General features: G+C 41.4%; 27 protein-coding genes. 8 read left to right on the top strand and 19 right to left on the bottom strand.

Going from position 1 to position 19153, the window contains the following annotated elements:
* Positions 1–127: 127 nt before the first annotated feature.
* From ND16A_RS00790 to ND16A_RS00825, 8 genes are all read left to right on the top strand, one after another.
* Entirely contained in the window at positions 128–961 is an 834-nt protein-coding gene (locus ND16A_RS00790; RefSeq protein WP_052073348.1) for an MOSC domain-containing protein, read from the top strand.
* Between the two features lie 74 nt (positions 962–1035).
* Positions 1036–1629 (top strand): anthranilate synthase component II, encoded by a 594-nt coding sequence (locus tag ND16A_RS00795; protein ID WP_033079376.1) that lies wholly within the window; start codon positions 1036–1038, stop codon positions 1627–1629.
* A gap of 115 nt (positions 1630–1744) precedes the next feature.
* Entirely contained in the window at positions 1745–2092 is a 348-nt protein-coding gene (locus tag ND16A_RS00800; protein WP_033079375.1) for a PilZ domain-containing protein, read from the top strand.
* A 279-nt stretch (positions 2093–2371) separates the two neighbouring features.
* Positions 2372–3577 (top strand): aspartate aminotransferase family protein, encoded by a 1206-nt coding sequence (locus tag ND16A_RS00805; protein WP_152593946.1) that lies wholly within the window; start codon positions 2372–2374, stop codon positions 3575–3577.
* Between the two features lie 39 nt (positions 3578–3616).
* Positions 3617–4633: an arginine N-succinyltransferase gene (astA, locus tag ND16A_RS00810; RefSeq protein WP_033079373.1), complete on the top strand. Its 1017-nt coding sequence runs from the start codon at positions 3617–3619 to the stop codon at positions 4631–4633.
* A gap of 26 nt (positions 4634–4659) precedes the next feature.
* Positions 4660–6129, top strand: a complete 1470-nt coding sequence (astD, locus tag ND16A_RS00815; protein ID WP_033079372.1) for a succinylglutamate-semialdehyde dehydrogenase — start codon at positions 4660–4662, stop codon at positions 6127–6129.
* Between the two features lie 243 nt (positions 6130–6372).
* On the top strand, positions 6373–7170 hold the full coding sequence (locus ND16A_RS00820; protein ID WP_033079371.1) for a DUF1338 domain-containing protein: 798 nt from the start codon (positions 6373–6375) through the stop codon (positions 7168–7170).
* Between the two features lie 464 nt (positions 7171–7634).
* On the top strand, positions 7635–8039 hold the full coding sequence (locus ND16A_RS00825; protein ID WP_033079370.1) for an OsmC family protein: 405 nt from the start codon (positions 7635–7637) through the stop codon (positions 8037–8039).
* Positions 8040–8387: 348 nt separating this feature from the next.
* On the opposite strand, the gene ND16A_RS00830 is transcribed toward ND16A_RS00825, so the two are convergent.
* The 19 genes from ND16A_RS00830 to ND16A_RS00910 all read right to left on the bottom strand — a co-directional run bounded on the left by ND16A_RS00830 (position 8388) and on the right by ND16A_RS00910 (position 19103).
* A complete protein-coding gene (locus ND16A_RS00830) occupies positions 8388–9290 on the bottom strand; it encodes a phosphoribulokinase (RefSeq protein ID WP_033079369.1) in 903 nt (300 codons plus the stop codon).
* 369 nt (positions 9291–9659) lie between these two features.
* The gene (gene rplQ, locus ND16A_RS00835; RefSeq protein WP_033079368.1) at positions 9660–10067 is read right to left on the bottom strand and encodes a 50S ribosomal protein L17; all 408 of its coding nucleotides are present in this window, start codon (positions 10065–10067) and stop codon (positions 9660–9662) included.
* Positions 10068–10107: 40 nt separating this feature from the next.
* Positions 10108–11097 carry a DNA-directed RNA polymerase subunit alpha gene (locus tag ND16A_RS00840; protein ID WP_033079367.1) on the bottom strand — a complete coding sequence of 330 codons (990 nt, stop codon included), beginning with the start codon at positions 11095–11097 and terminating at the stop codon, positions 10108–10110.
* 25 nt (positions 11098–11122) lie between these two features.
* Positions 11123–11743 carry a 30S ribosomal protein S4 gene (rpsD, locus tag ND16A_RS00845; protein ID WP_033079366.1) on the bottom strand — a complete coding sequence of 207 codons (621 nt, stop codon included), beginning with the start codon at positions 11741–11743 and terminating at the stop codon, positions 11123–11125.
* Positions 11744–11764: 21 nt separating this feature from the next.
* A complete protein-coding gene (gene rpsK / locus ND16A_RS00850; RefSeq protein WP_033079365.1) occupies positions 11765–12154 on the bottom strand; it encodes a 30S ribosomal protein S11 in 390 nt (129 codons plus the stop codon).
* Positions 12155–12170: 16 nt separating this feature from the next.
* Positions 12171–12527 carry a 30S ribosomal protein S13 gene (rpsM, locus tag ND16A_RS00855; protein WP_033079364.1) on the bottom strand — a complete coding sequence of 119 codons (357 nt, stop codon included), beginning with the start codon at positions 12525–12527 and terminating at the stop codon, positions 12171–12173.
* A gap of 136 nt (positions 12528–12663) precedes the next feature.
* The gene (rpmJ, locus tag ND16A_RS20860; RefSeq protein ID WP_081933521.1) at positions 12664–12777 is read right to left on the bottom strand and encodes a 50S ribosomal protein L36; all 114 of its coding nucleotides are present in this window, start codon (positions 12775–12777) and stop codon (positions 12664–12666) included.
* Between the two features lie 16 nt (positions 12778–12793).
* Positions 12794–14119, bottom strand: coding sequence for a preprotein translocase subunit SecY (gene secY, locus ND16A_RS00860; protein WP_033079363.1), 1326 nt, complete (start codon positions 14117–14119; stop codon positions 12794–12796).
* A 6-nt stretch (positions 14120–14125) separates the two neighbouring features.
* Entirely contained in the window at positions 14126–14560 is a 435-nt protein-coding gene (rplO, locus tag ND16A_RS00865; protein WP_033079362.1) for a 50S ribosomal protein L15, read from the bottom strand.
* A 3-nt stretch (positions 14561–14563) separates the two neighbouring features.
* The gene (gene rpmD, locus ND16A_RS20855; RefSeq protein ID WP_081945733.1) at positions 14564–14743 is read right to left on the bottom strand and encodes a 50S ribosomal protein L30; all 180 of its coding nucleotides are present in this window, start codon (positions 14741–14743) and stop codon (positions 14564–14566) included.
* 6 nt (positions 14744–14749) lie between these two features.
* Positions 14750–15253 (bottom strand): 30S ribosomal protein S5, encoded by a 504-nt coding sequence (gene rpsE, locus ND16A_RS00870; protein ID WP_033079361.1) that lies wholly within the window; start codon positions 15251–15253, stop codon positions 14750–14752.
* 9 nt (positions 15254–15262) lie between these two features.
* Positions 15263–15616: a 50S ribosomal protein L18 gene (gene rplR / locus ND16A_RS00875; RefSeq protein WP_033079360.1), complete on the bottom strand. Its 354-nt coding sequence runs from the start codon at positions 15614–15616 to the stop codon at positions 15263–15265.
* 9 nt (positions 15617–15625) lie between these two features.
* A complete protein-coding gene (rplF, locus tag ND16A_RS00880; protein WP_033079359.1) occupies positions 15626–16159 on the bottom strand; it encodes a 50S ribosomal protein L6 in 534 nt (177 codons plus the stop codon).
* 11 nt (positions 16160–16170) lie between these two features.
* On the bottom strand, positions 16171–16563 hold the full coding sequence (gene rpsH / locus ND16A_RS00885; protein WP_033079358.1) for a 30S ribosomal protein S8: 393 nt from the start codon (positions 16561–16563) through the stop codon (positions 16171–16173).
* A gap of 11 nt (positions 16564–16574) precedes the next feature.
* A complete protein-coding gene (rpsN, locus tag ND16A_RS00890; protein ID WP_033079357.1) occupies positions 16575–16880 on the bottom strand; it encodes a 30S ribosomal protein S14 in 306 nt (101 codons plus the stop codon).
* A 10-nt stretch (positions 16881–16890) separates the two neighbouring features.
* The gene (rplE, locus tag ND16A_RS00895) at positions 16891–17430 is read right to left on the bottom strand and encodes a 50S ribosomal protein L5 (protein WP_033079356.1); all 540 of its coding nucleotides are present in this window, start codon (positions 17428–17430) and stop codon (positions 16891–16893) included.
* Between the two features lie 14 nt (positions 17431–17444).
* Positions 17445–17759: a 50S ribosomal protein L24 gene (gene rplX / locus ND16A_RS00900; protein WP_033079355.1), complete on the bottom strand. Its 315-nt coding sequence runs from the start codon at positions 17757–17759 to the stop codon at positions 17445–17447.
* A gap of 12 nt (positions 17760–17771) precedes the next feature.
* Positions 17772–18140, bottom strand: a complete 369-nt coding sequence (rplN, locus tag ND16A_RS00905; protein ID WP_033079354.1) for a 50S ribosomal protein L14 — start codon at positions 18138–18140, stop codon at positions 17772–17774.
* 279 nt (positions 18141–18419) lie between these two features.
* On the bottom strand, positions 18420–19103 hold the full coding sequence (locus tag ND16A_RS00910; RefSeq protein WP_033079353.1) for an EAL domain-containing protein: 684 nt from the start codon (positions 19101–19103) through the stop codon (positions 18420–18422).
* Between the last annotated feature and the right edge of the window lie 50 nt (positions 19104–19153).

Below are 19153 nucleotides of genomic sequence, written 5' to 3'. Positions count from 1 at the left end.
CCTTGAATTGGCATCGCTCAAACACTCAAAACGTATTTTAAACCTGCATCTTGAATGGTGACGAGTATACAAATACTCTTGAGTCTTTTAAGATAAATTATTGCCGAGATATTTTTCAAGAGAAATAATGAGTTATACCCAATTAAGCAGCATTTATAGTTATCCGATAAAATCAACAAAGGGGCTGGCATTGACGAGCTCTTTAGTTACAGACACTGGCTTAGAGCATGATCGCCACTTTGTCATCACGGATTTAAACGGCAAGTTTATTACCGGCAGAACCAAATCCAAGCTGGTTTTAGTTACCTGCAGTATTACCACCGACGGATTAATGGTAAAAGCCCCCGGCATGGCTATTTTACATATCGACAGGACAAAACTTTCTGCACGCTACCAGCTCATCTCAGTCTGGAATGACAAGATACTCTCGCAACATTGTGATGATGAAATAGACCTGTGGTTTTCTACGTACATCAACTCACCGTGCAAAGTCTATTTTTTAGGAGATAAATCCGAGCGTAAAGTGGAAGGTTATAACAAAAACTTAAGTTTTGCCGATGGTTATCCATTATTACTGCTCAGTGAGGCATCGTTATCCTGGTTAAATCATAAATTACCATCTGAGATAAATATCGAACAGTTTCGGCCAAACCTGGTGGTTAGCAATTGCTCAGCATTTGCTGAAGATGGCTGGCAAAAGATACGAATTGGAGAAGTTGAATTTGTGATAAGCAAACCGTGCAGTCGCTGTGTATTTACCACGGTGAATGAACAAACAGGAATACGCAGCTCAGATAAAGAACCCATGGCAACGTTGCAAAATTTTAGAAGAGCAGATGACAGGCAAGTCTATTTTGGTCAAAATCTGGTGGCGTTGAATCAGGGAATAATAAACATAGGCGATAAAGTAGAAGTAATTGCTACTCAAACACCAGCACTATATAACCTGAACTCGACATAAGCATCCTTGCTCAATACTTAACTTTATAGGGTATAATATGTTTTTATTTCTTTGGCTTAACTTTTGGAACCTGAATGCTGTTAATGATCGACAACTATGACTCCTTTACCTTTAATTTGGTGCACTACTTTCAACATTTAGGTGAAGAAGTATTAGTGAAAAGAAATGATGAGTTAACCATCGACTCGATAAAACAGTTAAAGCCCGATCGTATCGTTATTTCCCCAGGCCCTTGCGATCCCGGCAGTGCCGGTTTATCACTTGCAATTATTAAGCATTTCTCTGGGACAGTTCCGATTTTAGGAGTTTGTCTTGGCCATCAATGTATTGCCCAGCACTTTGGCGGCGTAGTCGAAAAAGCCAGACAAGTGATGCATGGTAAAACTTCATTAATTAAGCATAGTAATAGCAATGTGTTCGCTGAGCTGAATAATCCTTTGCAGGTCACTCGCTACCATTCTTTAATCGTCAATAAAAACAAACTGCCCGCTGAATTAACAGTTACCGCCTGGACCGAAGACGATAAAGGAGAAGTCGATGAAATTATGGGTATTTGCCATAAACATTTGCCCGTTATGGGGGTACAGTTTCATCCTGAATCGATTTTAACCGAACAAGGGCATCAATTACTGCAAAATTTTTTAACGATAGCGACCAAAACGGGTTGAGCTTTCAACGCACAAAATCATTATTGAATAAATTATGCTAGAGTAGATGTACTCGTCACCATCCAAGATGCAGGTTTCGACGAGTATATAATAAATAATAAAAATAGAGGTTAGCATGTTAAACGAGAGGAGGTATCATCTTAGACTAGATGTAGATTTTAATGTTTCTATCATTTTATCTGAGGCTAACGCAACTCTTGAAGCTAAAGCTGTAAATCTTTCACTTTCTGGGATACAGCTGAATGTTGATAAGCAATGTATCGACAATATATTGGCACACTGTAGTCATCCGCCACAGTTTCAAATCAAATTTATCGATCAACCTTTATTAGAGCCTGCGGTGGTACGATTAATCGTAAATCGCCGCGTTTCGCAAAACCGCTACTTACTCGGTATGAAATTTATCGCTATGACAAACTGTCAACAATCCGCATTAAAAGCCATTTACCACTTACCTAATTGATCATCACAAAAGTAGCATAACGGTTACTTTAAATTAATCCCGCAGTTAATTAGTAAAGCTAAAATCAACAAATATAGTTATGCATAAATATTGAATAAAACCTACAGACCCCTTATTTTTATTGGGCTGCAAGCTATCCAGGCAAAGACAACTGCATAATTTTCTGGCATAATATTGACTCAATTTTGGTTGAGAGCATACGCTATTAGACAAACAACCATATACGGCGTGTGCTACATTTAGCATTTATTAAAGAGGATTTCGGGTATGACTGAACAGATTGCAGCAAATCGTGAATTATTTGATCAAGTAATGGTGCCTAACTATTCACCTTCAGCGGTGATTCCAGTTAGAGGTAAAGGTTCAAGAGTTTGGGATCAAAATAATAATGAATTAATCGATTTTGCTGGTGGTATTGCCGTTAATTGTTTAGGTCATTGTCATCCGGCATTAGTTGATGCATTAAAAACCCAAGGTGAAAAACTTTGGCATTTATCAAATGTAATGACCAATGAGCCAGCGTTACGACTGGCCAAAAAATTAGTCGATAATACCTTCGCTGAAAAAGTATATTTTGCCAACTCTGGTGCAGAGTCTAATGAAGCGGCGTTAAAGCTTGCTCGTCGCTGGGCTTTAGATGTTCACGGTAGCGACAAAACACAAATCATTGCTTTTAAACAAGGTTTTCATGGTCGTACATTCTTTACCGTTACGGTAGGCGGACAAGCGGCATATTCAGACGGTTTTGGCCCCAAACCAGGTGACGTTGTGCATGCTGAATATAACAACCTGGATTCGGTAAAAGAACTTATTAGTGATAAAACTTGTGCGATAGTGATGGAGCCATTACAAGGTGAAGGCGGCATTATTTCTCCAACTAACGAGTTTATTCAAGGTGTTCGCCAGTTATGTGATCAACACAATGCATTATTAGTGTTTGATGAAGTGCAAACAGGTGTTGGCCGTACTGGTGAACTTTACGCATATATGGGCCTTGATGTGACTCCTGATATTTTAACAACGGCCAAAGCACTAGGCGGCGGTTTCCCAATTGGCGCAATGTTAACCACAACGGCTATCGCTACACACCTTAAAATAGGTACTCACGGTAGTACTTATGGCGGTAACCCATTAGCTTGTGCCGTTGCTGAAGCGGCATTTGATACGGTTAATGATGTGTCCGTGTTAAATGGCGTGAAAACAAAAGAACAATTATACCGAGACGGTATTAATAAAATTAATGCCAAATATAATGTCTTTAAAGAAATTCGCGGCAAAGGTTTGTTAATTGGCGCGGTATTGAGTGATGATTATCAAGGTAGAGCCAAAGACTTCTTGGTTGCTGCTATGGCGGAAGGATTAATGACTCTTGTTGCAGGTGCTAACATAATTCGTTTTGCACCTTCGTTAGTTATCCCAGATGCAGATATTGCGGAAGGTTTACTACGCTTTGAAAAAGCCGTAGCAAAAGTTGTTAACGGTTAAGGCTTAGGCCTTAACTCTTATTATCTTAGAGAAAATACTATGGTTATTATCCGCCCTATCCGCAGTAGCGATTATGATGTTTTGCATCAAATTGCCGTGGAATCTGGTCATGGCTTTACTTCGTTACCCGTTAATGAAGAATTGTTGGTAAGCCGAATTAATCGCGCAACCAAATCATTTCATACACCTGTAGAAACTTGCGGTGATGAAGGTTATTTGTTTGTAATGGAAGATCTTGAAACTGGTGAAGTGGTTGGAACTAGTGGCATAGAAGCCGCGGTTGGCCTTAATGATGCTTTTTATCATTACCATATCGGTAAAGTTGTCCATTCTTCGCGCGAACTCAACATTTATAATAACGTTGAAATTCTTTCGCTAAATAACGATTACACCGGTACCTCAGAATTGTGCACATTATATTTACGCGATAATTATCGGGTAAATAATAATGGTCGCTTCTTATCGAAATGCCGTCTTTTATTTATGGCTGAACACCAACATCGCTTCAATCAAACGGTAATTGCAGAAATGCGTGGTGTATCTGATGACAATGGTAACTCGCCATTTTGGCAGTGGCTGGAAGAACACTTCTTTTCAATGGATTTTCCTACCGCCGATTATCTAACCGGCATAGGAAGAAAAGAATTCATTGCCGAATTGATGCCTAAATACCCAATTTATGTGAGCTTGTTAAGTAAAGAAGCGCAAAAAGTCATTGGTAAGGTCCATCAGCAAACCGTGCCGGCACTACGTTTATTAGAAAATGAAGGTTTTAATCATCGTGGTTATGTTGACATCTTTGATGCTGGCCCGACGGTAGAAGCGCAACTAAAATCAATAAAAACGGTTAGAAATTCAAACCGTTTAACAATCAACATTGGCGGCGTAACTACCACCAATAAACAAATGATATGTAACACTAAAGTACGTGAATTTAGAGCAGTATTGATGCCAGTAGATATCGACTTAGACAATAAGTGCGCGACCATCGACCAGCAAACTGCCGATGCCTTACAAGTTGCCAATGGTGACATGGTAAGAATTGCATCAACTTAAGTTCGTAGTGTTAGTAAGAGGTAAAAATGACAAATTCAGTACAATTTATTAATGGTCAATGGCTACCAGGCATGGGTAACACTATGTCTTCATTAAACCCGGCAATGAACGAAGTAATTTGGCAGGGTGAATCTGCCAGTGCAGAACAAGTAAACGAAGCCATAGATAGTGCTCGTATCGCTTTTGAAGCATGGGGCTTTGCCAGTGTCGACGAACGTCTTGTAGTAATTAAACGCTACATGGAGGTTTTAACGGAACACAAAGAAAAAATAGCCCTGGCTATCGCACAAGAAACGGGTAAGCCTATCTGGGAAACTCGTACTGAAGCTGGCGCCATGATAGGTAAAGTAAACTTATCAATTAAAGCGTATAACGATAGAACCGGTACTGTAGAAAACCCTATCCCTGGTGCTAAAGCGTTTATTCGTCATAAACCACATGGCGTAGTTGCAGTATTTGGTCCATACAATTTCCCGGGGCATTTACCTAATGGTCATATTGTACCGGCCTTAATTGCTGGCAATACTGTCGTATTCAAGCCTTCGGAATTAACCCCTATGGTGGCAGAGTTAATGCTAAAACTATGGGAGCAAGCAGGTTTGCCGGCCGGCGTAATTAACCTGGTACAAGGTGAAGTTGAAACCGGTAAAGCGCTAGCCAGCCACCCTGGCATTGATGGTCTATTCTTTACCGGTAGCTCAACCACAGGCAAGTTATTGCACCAACAATTTGCCGATAAACCAGGAAAGATTTTAGCATTGGAAATGGGCGGTAATAACCCGTTGATCGTTAAAGATGTTACTGATATTGATGCCACGGTACACGATATTATTCAATCCGCATTTATTACCACAGGACAACGTTGTACTTGTGCGCGCAGATTATTTATTGAGAACAATGCTACTGGCGATGCAATTTTAGAAAAGTTAATTAGTGCCACGAAAGCAATTAAGATTGGTTACTTTAATGATGAAGAGCAACCATTTATCGGCTCGATGATCTCGGAGCGTGCCGCTTTAGGTTTAGTTGCAGCGCACGACCAACTGGTTGAACTGGGTGGGACATCTTTAGTCGCTCTGACTCACAAAAAACCAGGCACAGGTTTTGTTACTCCAGGTATTGTCGATGTCACAGCTATTGCAGACATGCCGGATGAAGAGCACTTTGGCCCATTATTAAAAGTGTATCGTTACGATGACTTTGATAGCGCCATTGTCGAAGCTAACAATACCAGCTTTGGTTTGTCTGCGGGTTTATTAAGTGACAGCGAAGAACACTACAATCATTTCTTTAAGCGAATTCGTGCCGGCATTGTAAACTGGAACAAACCAATTACCGGTGCCAGCGGTGCTGCGCCATTTGGTGGTATAGGGGACAGTGGTAACCACAGAGCAAGTGCTTATTATGCCGCTGATTACTGTGCATTCCCAGTTGCCTCAGTAGAAGCCGAAAAAGTACAACTTCCTGCTCAATTGAGCCCTGGCTTAAGTATCTAATGCTTAGCTTGTCGTATTCATTGCAAATTGCAGGGCTCCGCCCCTGCTTTTACAAAGCAATCGATAATATTTAAATTTTCCGACGAAGATGGGTTTGCTTCGTCGGAAAGTTACCACTATCCAGACTTTCCGTACGCAATTGTCCTATTTCTTAGTCGAACACTCCAATTTGTAGTATAAATACTATTATACTTGTAAGCATCATTAAAACTCTTTATATTGTTCATTTTCAAAGGGGACACCATGAACACCAAAATCACAGCACTATTTGACAACATCTGGCAGCAATACCTGGCGGTTACACCGTCTGCGGCTAAAGTTCATCAACTTTTAAGTACCGGTAGAGATCTTGTTAATGATCATGTTGCCTACCGTACCTTTAACTTAGACAACGTTGGCATTGATAAACTGGCCAGGCATTTACTAAACCTTGGCTATAAACAGTGTGGTGAGTATCACTTTGAAGCGAAAAAACTGTACGCTAAGCACTTTGAACATCCCGATAATACCTTACCAAAGGTCTTTATCAGCGAATTGTTAGTGGAAAAATTATCGAAACCAGCCCAACAAATCATTAACCGCATCGTTGCCGAGGTGGACGCTGGTAAAGTTGATGACCAGTCATTTTTATACTCAGGAACTCATTGGCAAGTCAGTTATGAAGAATACCAAACTTTGCTCAAAGAAAGCGAGTACGCTGCCTGGCTAGCGGCATGGGGATACCGAGCAAACCACTTTACTGTGAGTATCAATCACCTTGAAGATTTCGACTGCATCATTGAACTTAACCAAGCGGTTAAAGATGGTGGTTTTACCTTAAATGCAGCCGGTGGTGAAATTAAAGGTGATGCTGAAGTGTTACTCGAGCAATCTTCAACCATGGCAGATAAGATAAGTGTTAAGTTTTCAGACCAAGTAGCACAAATACCAAGCTGCTTCTACGAATTTGCCAAACGCTACCCGAAACACTGCGGTGATTTATATAGTGGCTTTGTAGCGGCATCAGCCGATAAAATCTTTGAGAGTACTAACGTCCAATAATCTAATTCATCTGAGTCAGGGCTAATTCCCCCTGGCTCAGATGAATGAATGGCTAAGTTGATAATTTATTTCTCAACTTCCGGTTTATTAGATAAAACCTTACTAACAGGCTAATCAGCGCAGCACTAACCAAGCCAATTGTTATCGATAATTTAAATCCCAGAACGGCAATTGCCAATAAGCATAAGAATACCGGTAAAGTTTTTAGCAATAACAACACACACGAATTCCTCTTCATTATCTGACTTTTCTCTGGCTATTTGATTCTTAATAAAATGATTCTACTCATTTATGCATTTAATTTCTGTTGCCTTTTGTAATTGAAATATATTTTTTTGCACAAAATTAAAACGATCAGTGATTTAAATAATTTTTTAGATCGTTTTGTTATTTTTTAGAACAAATAACAGGAAACAGTAAGGTTGATATAGTAAAATAATGCAAAAATTATCTAGGAATTAATCATGAAAGCAAAAGTACAATGGGTTAGCGATGAAATGTTTATGGGCACCTCGGAAAGTGGTCACAGCATTCTAATGGATGCTAATGGTGGCAAGAATGCGGTCAGCCCGCTAGAAAATGTGCTGTTGTCGTTAGGCTGCTGTTCGTCGGTGGATGTTGTCAGTATATTAGAAAAAGCCCGTCAAAATATCAGCGACTGTATTGTTGAAATTAACAGCACCCGAGTTGATAGCGTACCGCGCCTGTTCTCTGATATTCATTTGCACTTTGTCATCAAAGGCACAGGAGTAAGTGCTAAGCACGTAAAAAGAGCCGTGGCTTTATCTGCAGACAAGTATTGTTCGGTGGCATTGATGTTAAATAAAGCGGTTAATATTACGCATGACTTTGAGATAATCGAGAAATAGGTACAAGGTACAAGGTACAAGGTACAAGGTACAAGGTACAAGGTACAAGCAGGATTGTTGAGACCCCATGTTTGTTTACAACACTAACTTTGGGCTATTTTCTCACTATCAGAGCAAATAGTTAAATTACAAGCGCTCACTGTCAACTTGGGAGGTTCCAAAACAAGTTTGGAATGACGGAGTATTTTTTCTAGAGTTTCGATATCACGATAGGGAAACCGATTGTGAATTCATTGCAGTCTGCTCGTAGCCCGAAGCGAAGCGAGCTCGAAGCTAGTCGCTAATATTTTCTGCTTGTACCTTGTACCCCGTACCAAGATTTTTCTTTTCTAACGCAGTTCACTGCGTTCACTTATACGTCTGCATCCAGTCAATTTGTTGACTCGCCGCTTGCTTTTTTTCAATGATGTCAACTATCAGTGGTTTCAGTATCAATTCCATGGCAAAACTCATTTTACCACCTGGTACCACGAGAGTATTAACCCGAGACATAAAAGAACCATCAATCATCCGCAAATAAAACGGAAAATCTACGTTTTTCATTTCACGAAAGCGAATTACCACAAAACTTTCATCGGCACTGGGGATCACCTTTGCGCTAAATGGGTTTGACGTATCGACCGTAGGCACACGTTGAAAATTTATGTTGGTGCGAGAGAACTGTGGGGTAATAAAATTGAAGTAATCTTCCATACTTCTGACAATGCTTTCATTAACCGCCTCTCTCGAATGTCCTCTTTTGTTGGTATCTCGTATGATTTTTTGGATCCACTCCAAATTTACGATAGGCACCATACCGATTAACAGGTCTACGTGCTTGGCAACATCATTTTTTTCAGTAACCACACCACCATGCAACCCTTCATAAAATAATAGGTCAGAATCTCCGCCTAATGGCTCCCACGGGGTGAAAGTACCAGGCATTTGATTATAGGGCACGGCTTCATCAAAAGTGTGCAGATAACGGCGCATCTTGCCTTCTCCACGTTCGCCGAAATCTTTAAACAACTTTTCCAGGGCGTCAAAATCATTTGCCACATCGCCAAAGTAGCTGACTTTAGTACCTTCGGCTTGTGCTTTTCTTTTTTCAAGATCCATTTCTGGTCGGGTAAACCGGTGAAAACTGTCACCTTCGACTATAGCGGCTTTAATATCAAGTGAGCGAAAGATGTGCTCAAAAGCACTCATCGTGGTCGATGTGCCTGCTCCGGATGAACCGGTAACGGCAATTATTGGATTTCGATCTGACATTTTGTCCACTGTTAAAAGTTATACAGTGTATCAGAGTACGGATTATAACTGTTAACGTCAAGTTAAGTGGTGATAAGAGGGACTAATCAATGCACGCTGCCAATTAAGGAGGTTCCGGCCTTCGCCGGAATGACGTGGCGCAAGTAAACTATTTATGTGTGGAAATATTACCATTAAAGTACTTCATTATTCTTAAACATTTAAGAGATAAAGTTCACCTAATATAAAATAGAACCAATAAATTACTCCGTCATTCCGGCGCAGGCCGGAACCCCCATGCTTCAAAACGTGCATTTATTAACATGCTGATTTTCAGGCAAAAAAAAGAGCCCCGAAGGGCTCTTTTTGTACGAATTATACTAATCCGATTTATGCTTCTTCTGAAACTTCTTCAACGTCTTCAACAATTTCTTCAACTGCTGGACGGTCTACAAGTTCAATATAAGCCATAGGTGCTTTATCACCAGTACGGTAACCGCATTTTAAAATGCGAGTGTAACCACCTGGACGATCTTGGTAACGAGGACCAAGTTCGCTGAATAAAGTACCTACTACTTCTTGATCGCGTGTGCGAGCAAATGCCAACCGACGATTTGCAACGCTGTCTGTTTTAGCCAATGTAATTAGTGGCTCAACAACGCGACGTAGTTCTTTAGCTTTAGCAACAGTAGTTTTAATAACACCGTGCTTAACTAAAGAGCTTGCCATATTGCGGAACATCGCCTGGCGATGACTGCTATTACGGTTTAACTGGCGACCGCTTTTACGATGGCGCATAAGTTAATCCTTCTCTCTTAACTATTAAATTCTGATCGACTTAGTCGTTATCAGCTATGCTTTCAGGTGGCCAGTTTTCTAGGCGCATGCCTAGAGATAAGCCACGAGACGCTAACACGTCTTTGATTTCAGTGAGAGACTTCTTACCTAAATTAGGTGTTTTAAGAAGTTCTACTTCTGCACGCTGTACTAAATCACCAATATACTGAATCGCTTCTGCTTTCAAACAGTTGGCTGAACGAACTGTTAGCTCTAGGTCATCAACTGGACGAAGTAAGATTGGATCGAAAGCAGGTTTAACTTCTTCCGGTTCAACTTCTTTAACATCGCGTAAGTCAACAAACGCATCAAGCTGTTCAGCTAAAATGGTTGATGCACGACGAATCGCCTCTTCTGGATCTAACGTACCGTTAGTTTCCATATCGATTACTAGTTTATCTAAGTCAGTACGTTGTTCAACACGAGCCGAGTCAACGTCATAAGCAATTCGTTCAACAGGACTGAAAGATGCGTCAACTAGTAAACGACCAATTGCGCGATCTTCTTCCTCGGCGTTGCGACGGATAGATGCAGGAACGTAACCACGACCCATTTCTACCTTGATACGCATGCTGATAGAGCCGTCACCTGTTAAATTACAGATAACGTGCGCAGGATTAGCGATTTCTACATCACCATCATGCTGAATATCAGCGGCCGTTACAGGGCCTTCACCCGACTTAGTTAAAGTTAAAACTGCTTCAGTTTTGCCTTCTAAACCAACAGCCAAACCTTTAAGGTTTAACAGAATTTCGATGATGTCTTCTTGAACACCTTCTTTACTACTGTATTCATGCAATACGCCATCGATCTCTACTTCAGTCACTGCACAACCTGGCATTGACGAAAGTAGGATGCGGCGTAACGCATTACCTAAAGTATGACCAAAACCACGTTCAAGTGGTTCCAAAGTTACCTTAGCTCGAGTGTCGCTAACATTTTCAATGCCAACTAGTTTCGGCTTAAGGAATTCGGTTACAGAACCCTGCATTATTGTCCTCTCTTAAAGTTCAGCTTTATTTCGAGTAAAGCTCGACAATCAACTGTTCGTTAATTTCTGCTGATAAATCAGAACGATCTGGGTAACGTTTAAACGTACCTTCCATTTTCTTATTATCAACTTCAACCCAGACTGGCTTCTCACGTTGATCAGCTAATTCTAAAGCAGCTTTAATGCGCGCTTGAGTTTTAGACTTCTCACGAATTGAAACAGTATCTTCTGGCTTAACAGCGAAAGATGGAATATTAACAACGATACCGTTAACTACGATAGCTTTATGGCTAACTAGTTGACGAGCTTCTGCACGTGTTGATGCATAACCCATACGGTAAACAACGTTGTCTAAGCGCACTTCTAAAAGGTTTAACAAGTTTTCACCTGTGTTGCCTTTAAGACGAGCAGCTTGTTTGTAGTAATTACGGAACTGTTTCTCAAGAACACCGTAAATACGACGAACTTTTTGCTTCTCACGAAGCATCACACCATAATCAGATAAACGACCGCGACGGGCGCCGTGCTGACCTGGAATAGTTTCGATCTTACATTTAGTATCAATTGCCCTAACACCACTTTTTAGGAACAAATCTGTTCCTTCGCGGCGGCTAAGTTTTAGCTTAGGACCTAAATATCTTGCCATGTTATTTCTCCAACAGACCTATTAAACGCGACGTTTCTTAGGTGGACGACAACCATTATGAGGAATCGGAGTAACGTCAGTAATGTTGGTGATTTTAAAACCAGCAGCATTTAAGGCACGGATTGCAGATTCACGACCTGGACCTGGACCTTTAACGAAAACTTCAATATTCTTCAAACCAAACTCTTGTGCTACTTTACCAGCACGATCAGCAGCAACCTGTGCAGCGAATGGAGTAGATTTACGTGAACCACGAAAACCTGAACCACCTGCAGTTGCCCAAGATAAAGCATTACCTTGTCTGTCGGTAAGAGTTACGATTGTGTTGTTGAAAGAAGCATGGATATGAGCCATGCCATCAGCAACTTGTTTTTTTACGCGTCTTTTCGTACGCGTTGGTGTTTTAGCCATGTCTAATTACCTCGATCTACTTTTTAATCGGCTTACGAGGACCTTTACGGGTACGCGCATTCGTTTTGGTGCGCTGACCACGTAGAGGGAGACTGCGACGATGGCGCAAACCACGATAACAGCCAAGGTCCATCAGACGCTTGATATTCATTGAAACTTCACGACGTAAGTCACCTTCTACGGTAAATTTCGCCACTTCTGTACGAAGCAAATCTATTTGCGCTTCGTCTAATTCACTGATCTTAGTATCTTCAGCGATACCAGCGCCTGAACAAATTGCCTTTGCTCGAGTTGCACCGATACCGTAGATAGCAGTAATGGCAATTACTGCATGCTTACGATCAGGGATGTTAATGCCAGCTATACGGGCCACTAACACATCTCCTATTTTATAGGGTTAAAAGAAAACCGGTTGAAAAGCCCGTAAGGATACTCAACCAGCAACATTTTTGCAATATAAAGTATTACTAATTACAAATAATTACAACTAGTAATACTTTAGTAAAAGATTAGCCTTGACGTTGCTTGTGCTTTGGTTCAACGCAAATTACGCGAACTACACCTGCACGTTTAACTATTTTACAGTTACGACAAATCTTTTTAACGGATGCACGAACTTTCATTTTATACTCCGCTGGCCTAACGGCCATAGCCTTTAAGATTGGCTTTCTTAAGTACATTGTCATATTGATGAGACATCAAATGAGTTTGTACTTGTGCCATAAAATCCATGATAACGACTACAATAATTAGTAGGGATGTTCCACCGAAGTAGAATTGTACATCCATAAATATCATCATGAACTCAGGAACCAAACAAACAAAAGTAATGTATAAAGCCCCGGCTAAAGTTAAGCGGGTCATTACTTTATCGATATATCTAGATGTTTGCTCACCCGGGCGAATGCCTGGAATGAACGCACCAGATTTCTTCAAATTATCTGCTGTTTCACGCGGATTGAAAACAAGAGCCGTGTAGAAAAAACAGAAAAAGATTATTGCTGCAGCATATAGCATTACATACAAAGGTTGTCCTGGCGACAATGCAAGAGAAATCTCTTGTAAAAAGTCAGCCACCATACCGTCACCTTGACCGAACCAACTTGCGATGGTACCCGGAAACAAGATAATACTTGAAGCAAAGATAGGTGGGATAACACCCGCCATGTTTACTTTAAGTGGTAAATGAGTACTTTGAGCGGCAAATACTTTGCGACCTTGTTGGCGCTTGGCATAGTTTACCACAATGCGGCGTTGACCGCGCTCTACCCATACAACCATAAAGGTAACCGCAAAAACGATTACCGCAATGATTAATAATGCTAATAAGTGCAATTCACCTTGACGCGCCATCTCTGCTGTTTGACCAACAGCTGATGGCATGCCAGCAACAATACCTGCGAAAATTAAGATTGAAATACCGTTACCAATACCACGTTCGGTAATCTGTTCACCTAACCACATTAAAAACATGGTACCGGTTACTAAAGATACTACCGCGGTAAAGTAGAAACCAAAGCCAGCGTTAACCACTAGGCCAGGCATCATACCAGGTAAGCTATTTGCAATCGCAATCGCTTGCACTGTTGCCAGAAGCAGTGTGCCGTAGCGTGTGTATTGACTGATCTTACGACGTCCAGCTTCACCTTCTTTTTTCAACTCTTGCATATGCGGCACAATGTGTGTGCTGATTTGCGTGATAATCGAAGCTGAGATGTACGGCATAATTCCAAGAGCCAATACAGAGGCTCGCTCAAGTGCACCACCAGAGAACATGTTAAACATTTCTACAATGGTGCCCTTTTGTTGTTCAAACAACTGAGCTAGTACAGCGGCGTCAATACCAGGGATTGGTACAAATGAACCTAAACGAAACACAATAAGTGCTCCGAGTACGAACAACAATCTTTGTTTAAGCTCAGACAAACCGCCTTGAGCTTTGTTTTCCATTCCTGGTGTAGCCATTGTGTACTATTCCTCTATTGTACCACCGGCAGCTTCAATAGCTGCACGTGCACCCTTAGTTACTGCTAGGCCACGAACCGTAATTTTACGGCTGATTTCACCAGACAACATGATCTTTGCAGATACGATGTTACGAGTGATAATGCCTGCGTCTTTAAGCGCGTGAATATCAACAACATCACCATTGATGTGGTTTAATTCGTGTAAACGAACTTCAGCGCGAACTAAAGATTTACGCGAGGTAAAACCAAATTTAGGTAAACGTTGCTTAAGTGGCATCTGTCCACCTTCAAAACCTGGACGAATGCCGCCGCCTGAGCGAGACTTCTGACCTTTGTGACCACGGCCACCAGTTTTTCCGATACCAGAACCAATACCACGACCACAGCGCTTTTTGTCTTTCTTAGCGCCAGGTGCAGGGGATAATGTATTTAAATGCATTGTTTAATCCTCCACCTTAATCATGTAATGAACCAGGTTGATCATACCACGTACTGATGGAGTATCTTCTAACTCTACAGTATGATTAATACGACGTAAACCTAATCCTTTCAATGTAGCTCTATGTGACGGTAAACGTCCGATAGAACTTTTTAATTGTGTTACTTTAACAGTCTTAGCCATGTCTAGTTACCCCAGGATGTCAGTAACGTTTAAGCCACGCTTAGCTGCAACAGACTCAGGCGATTTCATATCCGCAAGAGCACTGATAGTAGCGCGTACAACGTTAATTGGGTTAGTAGAACCGTATACTTTTGACAGTACGTTCTGTACGCCAGCAACTTCAAGTACTGCACGCATCGCGCCACCGGCGATGATACCTGTACCTTCAGAAGCAGGTTGCATGTAAACTTTAGAACCTGAGTGCTTACCTTTAACAGCGTGCTGTAAAGTAGTACCTTTAAGATCAATGTTTACGATATTACGACGAGCCTTTTCCATTGCTTTTTGGATTGCAGCAGGCACTTCACGTGCTTTACCGTAACCAAAACCAACACGACCGTTGCCGTCACCAACTACTGTTAGTGCAGTGAAACTGAATATACGACCACCTTTAACCACTTTTGATACGCGGTTAACGGCGATTAATTTTTCAGCAAATTCACTTTGTTGTGTGTTTTCTACATTAGCCATTATCTACTCCTAGAACTTAAGGCCAGCTTCACGAGCCGCTTCAGCTAATACTTGAACTCGACCGTGGTATAAGAAACCTGAACGATCGAATGCAACGTTAGTGATGCCTTTGGCGGCAGCGCGTTCTGCGATAGCTTTACCAACAGCAGCTGCTGCTTCTTTATTGCCAGTAGCTTTAACTTGCTCGCGAACTTCTTTATCTAAAGTAGATGCTTGTGCAATTACTTCAGAACCAGTTGGCGCGATAAGCTGAGCATAAATGTGACGAGGAGTACGGTGAACGACTAAACGATTCGCACCCAACTCGCTGATTTTAGCGCGCGTACGTTTTGCACGGCGTAAACGAGATGTTTTCTTATCCATAGTATTACCCTACTTCTTCTTAGCTTCTTTACGACGAACGTTTTCATCGCTATAACGAATCCCTTTACCTTTATAAGGCTCAGGTTTACGGTATGCACGAATGTTCGCAGCTACTTGACCAATCTCCTGCTTATCAGCACCGGTAAGTACGATTTCAGTTTGACTAGGAGTTACAACTTTAACACCGGCTGGAACAGCGTGGTCTACAGGGTGAGAGAAACCTAAAGAAAGGTTTAAATTCTGACCTGCAGCTTTCGCACGGTAACCAACACCGTTTAAAATTAGGCGTTTTTCAAAACCAGTACTCACACCAAAAACCATGTTATTGATTAATGCGCGAGTAGTACCGGCTTGTGCCCAAGCGCCTTTAACGTCGCTAACGATACCAGTGATGATGTTGTTTTCTTCTTGAGAAACAGCAACGTCGCTGTGGATCGTACGAGTTAATTCGCCTTTAGGGCCTTTAACTGTGATTTCTTGACCAGATAACGTAACAGTAACGCCAGCAGGTACTGCCACAGGTGCTTTTGCAACACGAGACATATTCTTGCTCCTTACGCTACGGTACCAATGAGCTCACCGCCAAGACCCGCATTGCGAGCGGCACGGTCAGTCATTAGGCCTTTAGAAGTAGATACAATGGTAATACCTAAGCCAGCTAATACCTGAGGGATCTCAGTGCTGCCTTTGTATACACGAAGACCAGGACGTGAAACACGCTTGATCGTTTCGATTACTTCTTTACCTTCGAAATATTTTAAAGTTACTTCTAGCTGAGGCTTAGCGTCAGTAGATACTTCAAAACCGTTTATATAGCCTTCTTCTTTAAGCAAGTTAGCAATTGCTACTTTTAGCTTGGAAGATGGCATAGATACTGCAACTTTAGCTGCAGATTGACCGTTACGGATGCGTGTAAACATATCCGCGATAGGATCAGTCATCATAATTAATTACTCCCTTACCAACTTGCTTTTTTAAGACCAGGAACTTCACCACGCATGGTTGCTTCACGTAACTTGATACGGCTTAAGCCGAACTTACGCAGGTAACCATGTGGACGACCAGTAATCACACAACGGTTACGTTGGCGGCTGCTGCTTGAATCACGCGGTAAAGCTTGAAGTTTTAATACTGCATCCCAACGCTCTTCTTCAGAAGAATTTACGCTAGAGATAATTTCTTTTAGTGCTGCACGCTTTTCAGCATATTGAGCAACTAATTTTGCACGTTTTGCTTCACGTGCTTTCATTGATGTTTTAGCCATAACTCTACACCTATTTCTTAAACGGGAAGTTAAAGGCAGTCAGCAAAGCATGACCTTCCGCATCGTTCTTCGCAGTCGTAGTGATAGTGATATCCATACCGCGAATCTTATCGATTTTATCGTAATCGATCTCTGGGAAAATAATTTGCTCACGCACGCCCATGCTGTAATTACCACGGCCATCGAACGACTTAGGGTTCAAGCCACGGAAATCACGGATACGAGGAACTGAGATCGCGATTAAGCGTTCTAAGAAATCCCACATGCGTTCACCGCGTAAAGTTACTTTTGCACCAATAGGGTAGCCTTCACGAATCTTAAAACCAGCAACAGATTTGCGGGCTTTAGTTATCATCGGCTTTTGACCCGAGATTGCAGTAAGATCATTTGTGGCGTTGTCTAATACTTTTTTATCAGCAATAGCTTCACCAACACCCATGTTCAGGGTGATCTTTTCAATCCGAGGGACTTGCATGACACTTTTGTAACCAAACTCTTTTACAAGAGTTGACACAACCGTATCTTTATATAAATCATGCAGTTTCGCCATCGTTTACTCCAATATTATACTAATTCGTTATTAGACTTGAAGAAGCGAACTTTTTTGCCGTCTTCAATTCTAAAACCTACACGATCAGCCTTGCCAGTAGCAGGGTTTTTGATCGCAACGTTTGATACGTTGATAGACGCTTCTTTCTCAACAATGCCACCAGGCTGCTGTAACTGAGGTACAGGTTTTTGGTGTTTCTTGATTAAGTTGATGCCTTCAACGAAAACTTTTCCTTCAGCTGTAAGAACTTTAGTGATCTTGCCACTTTTGCCCTTATCTTTACCAGCTAGGATTACTACTTCGTCATTTAGACGAATTTTAGAGGCCATTTTCGTGACTCCTTAAAGTACTTCTGGAGCTAGAGATACGATCTTCATGAACTTTTCAGTTCTTAATTCACGTGTCACTGGTCCGAAAATACGTGTGCCAATTGGCTGTAAGTTAGCATTTAACATTACTGCCGCGTTTCCATCAAATCGAATGGCTGAGCCATCTGAACGACGAACGCCTTTTCTAGTGCGCACCACTACCGCATTTAGTACATCACCTTTCTTCACTTTACCGCGAGGAATAGCTTCTTTTACAGAAACCTTAATGATGTCACCAATGCCTGCATAGCGACGGTGCGAGCCACCTAGAACCTTGATACATTGCACGCGTCGAGCGCCGCTGTTGTCAGCAACGTCTAGCTGTGATTGCATTTGGATCATATTATATGTGCTCCGCTGTGTTTAAATTCAAGGCCAAAAATTTGACCCGTCACTGCCTTTATCCACCTACCCAAACCATAGCCTGAGGTAAGCGGGCGCGAGATTATAACACTACCAAATGAAAAGTGGTACTTTATTTGAACAAAAAATAATAGGGGGGTTGGAGCGGTAAATAAATGTTTACAACTGAATGTCCTAGCGGCCAGTTATTATAGCAACTTAACGCTAAATGAGAGCTATCACACGTCATGTTAAGATTGATGCTTTTATCATCAAAATTTATTGTTGTTCAAGCATGGCTTTAAAGGCATCAGATTCTAGTGCATGCGACCATAAAAAACCCTGCGCAGAATTACAGCCCAATTGTTTTAACAAGGCCTCGGTTTCTGCTGTTTCAACTCCTTTAGCTACACTGTTCATGTCCAAGCGCTTGGCAATATCAATTATTGTTGTCGCGATGGCCTTGCTTTCGTCGTTCACAGCCATATTTTTTACAAATTCATAATCAATTTTAATGGCATGCAGATTGAGTTTTTTAATGTAGGCCAAATTTGAATAGCCTTTGCCAAAATCATCTATTGATAACTTAATACCGGCTGCGGCCAGCATGTTTATATTCTTTTTCTGTACATCGTTTTGTTCGATTAATACATTTTCGGTAATTTCTAACTCCAGATAAGATTCAGCAAGTCCATATTGACCCAAAAGCTGTAACACTGACTTGGTAAATTCCGGAGAATTAAATTGCACTGGTGACAAGTTCACCGCAATAACTAATTGCTTATAGCCACTTTTATGCCAGTAAATGCATTCTCTGATCGATTGTTCTAATACCCAAAAGCCTAATTCATTTATCAGCCCTGACTTTTCTGCTAAGGGAATAAATGTGAGCTTACGAGAGCATAGCTCAACTTCTATTTTTCGATCTGATTTAATGACTGCGACTAATTCATCAGGACGCAAACATGTCGAACCAAGATCAACTTATCAACGTTGTTGCTGCATTTGAGCAA

Source organism: Thalassotalea sp. ND16A, from assembly GCF_000764205.1.
Taxonomy (GTDB): domain Bacteria; phylum Pseudomonadota; class Gammaproteobacteria; order Enterobacterales; family Alteromonadaceae; genus Thalassotalea_A.
This window is presented reverse-complemented; position numbering and strand designations above follow the sequence as displayed.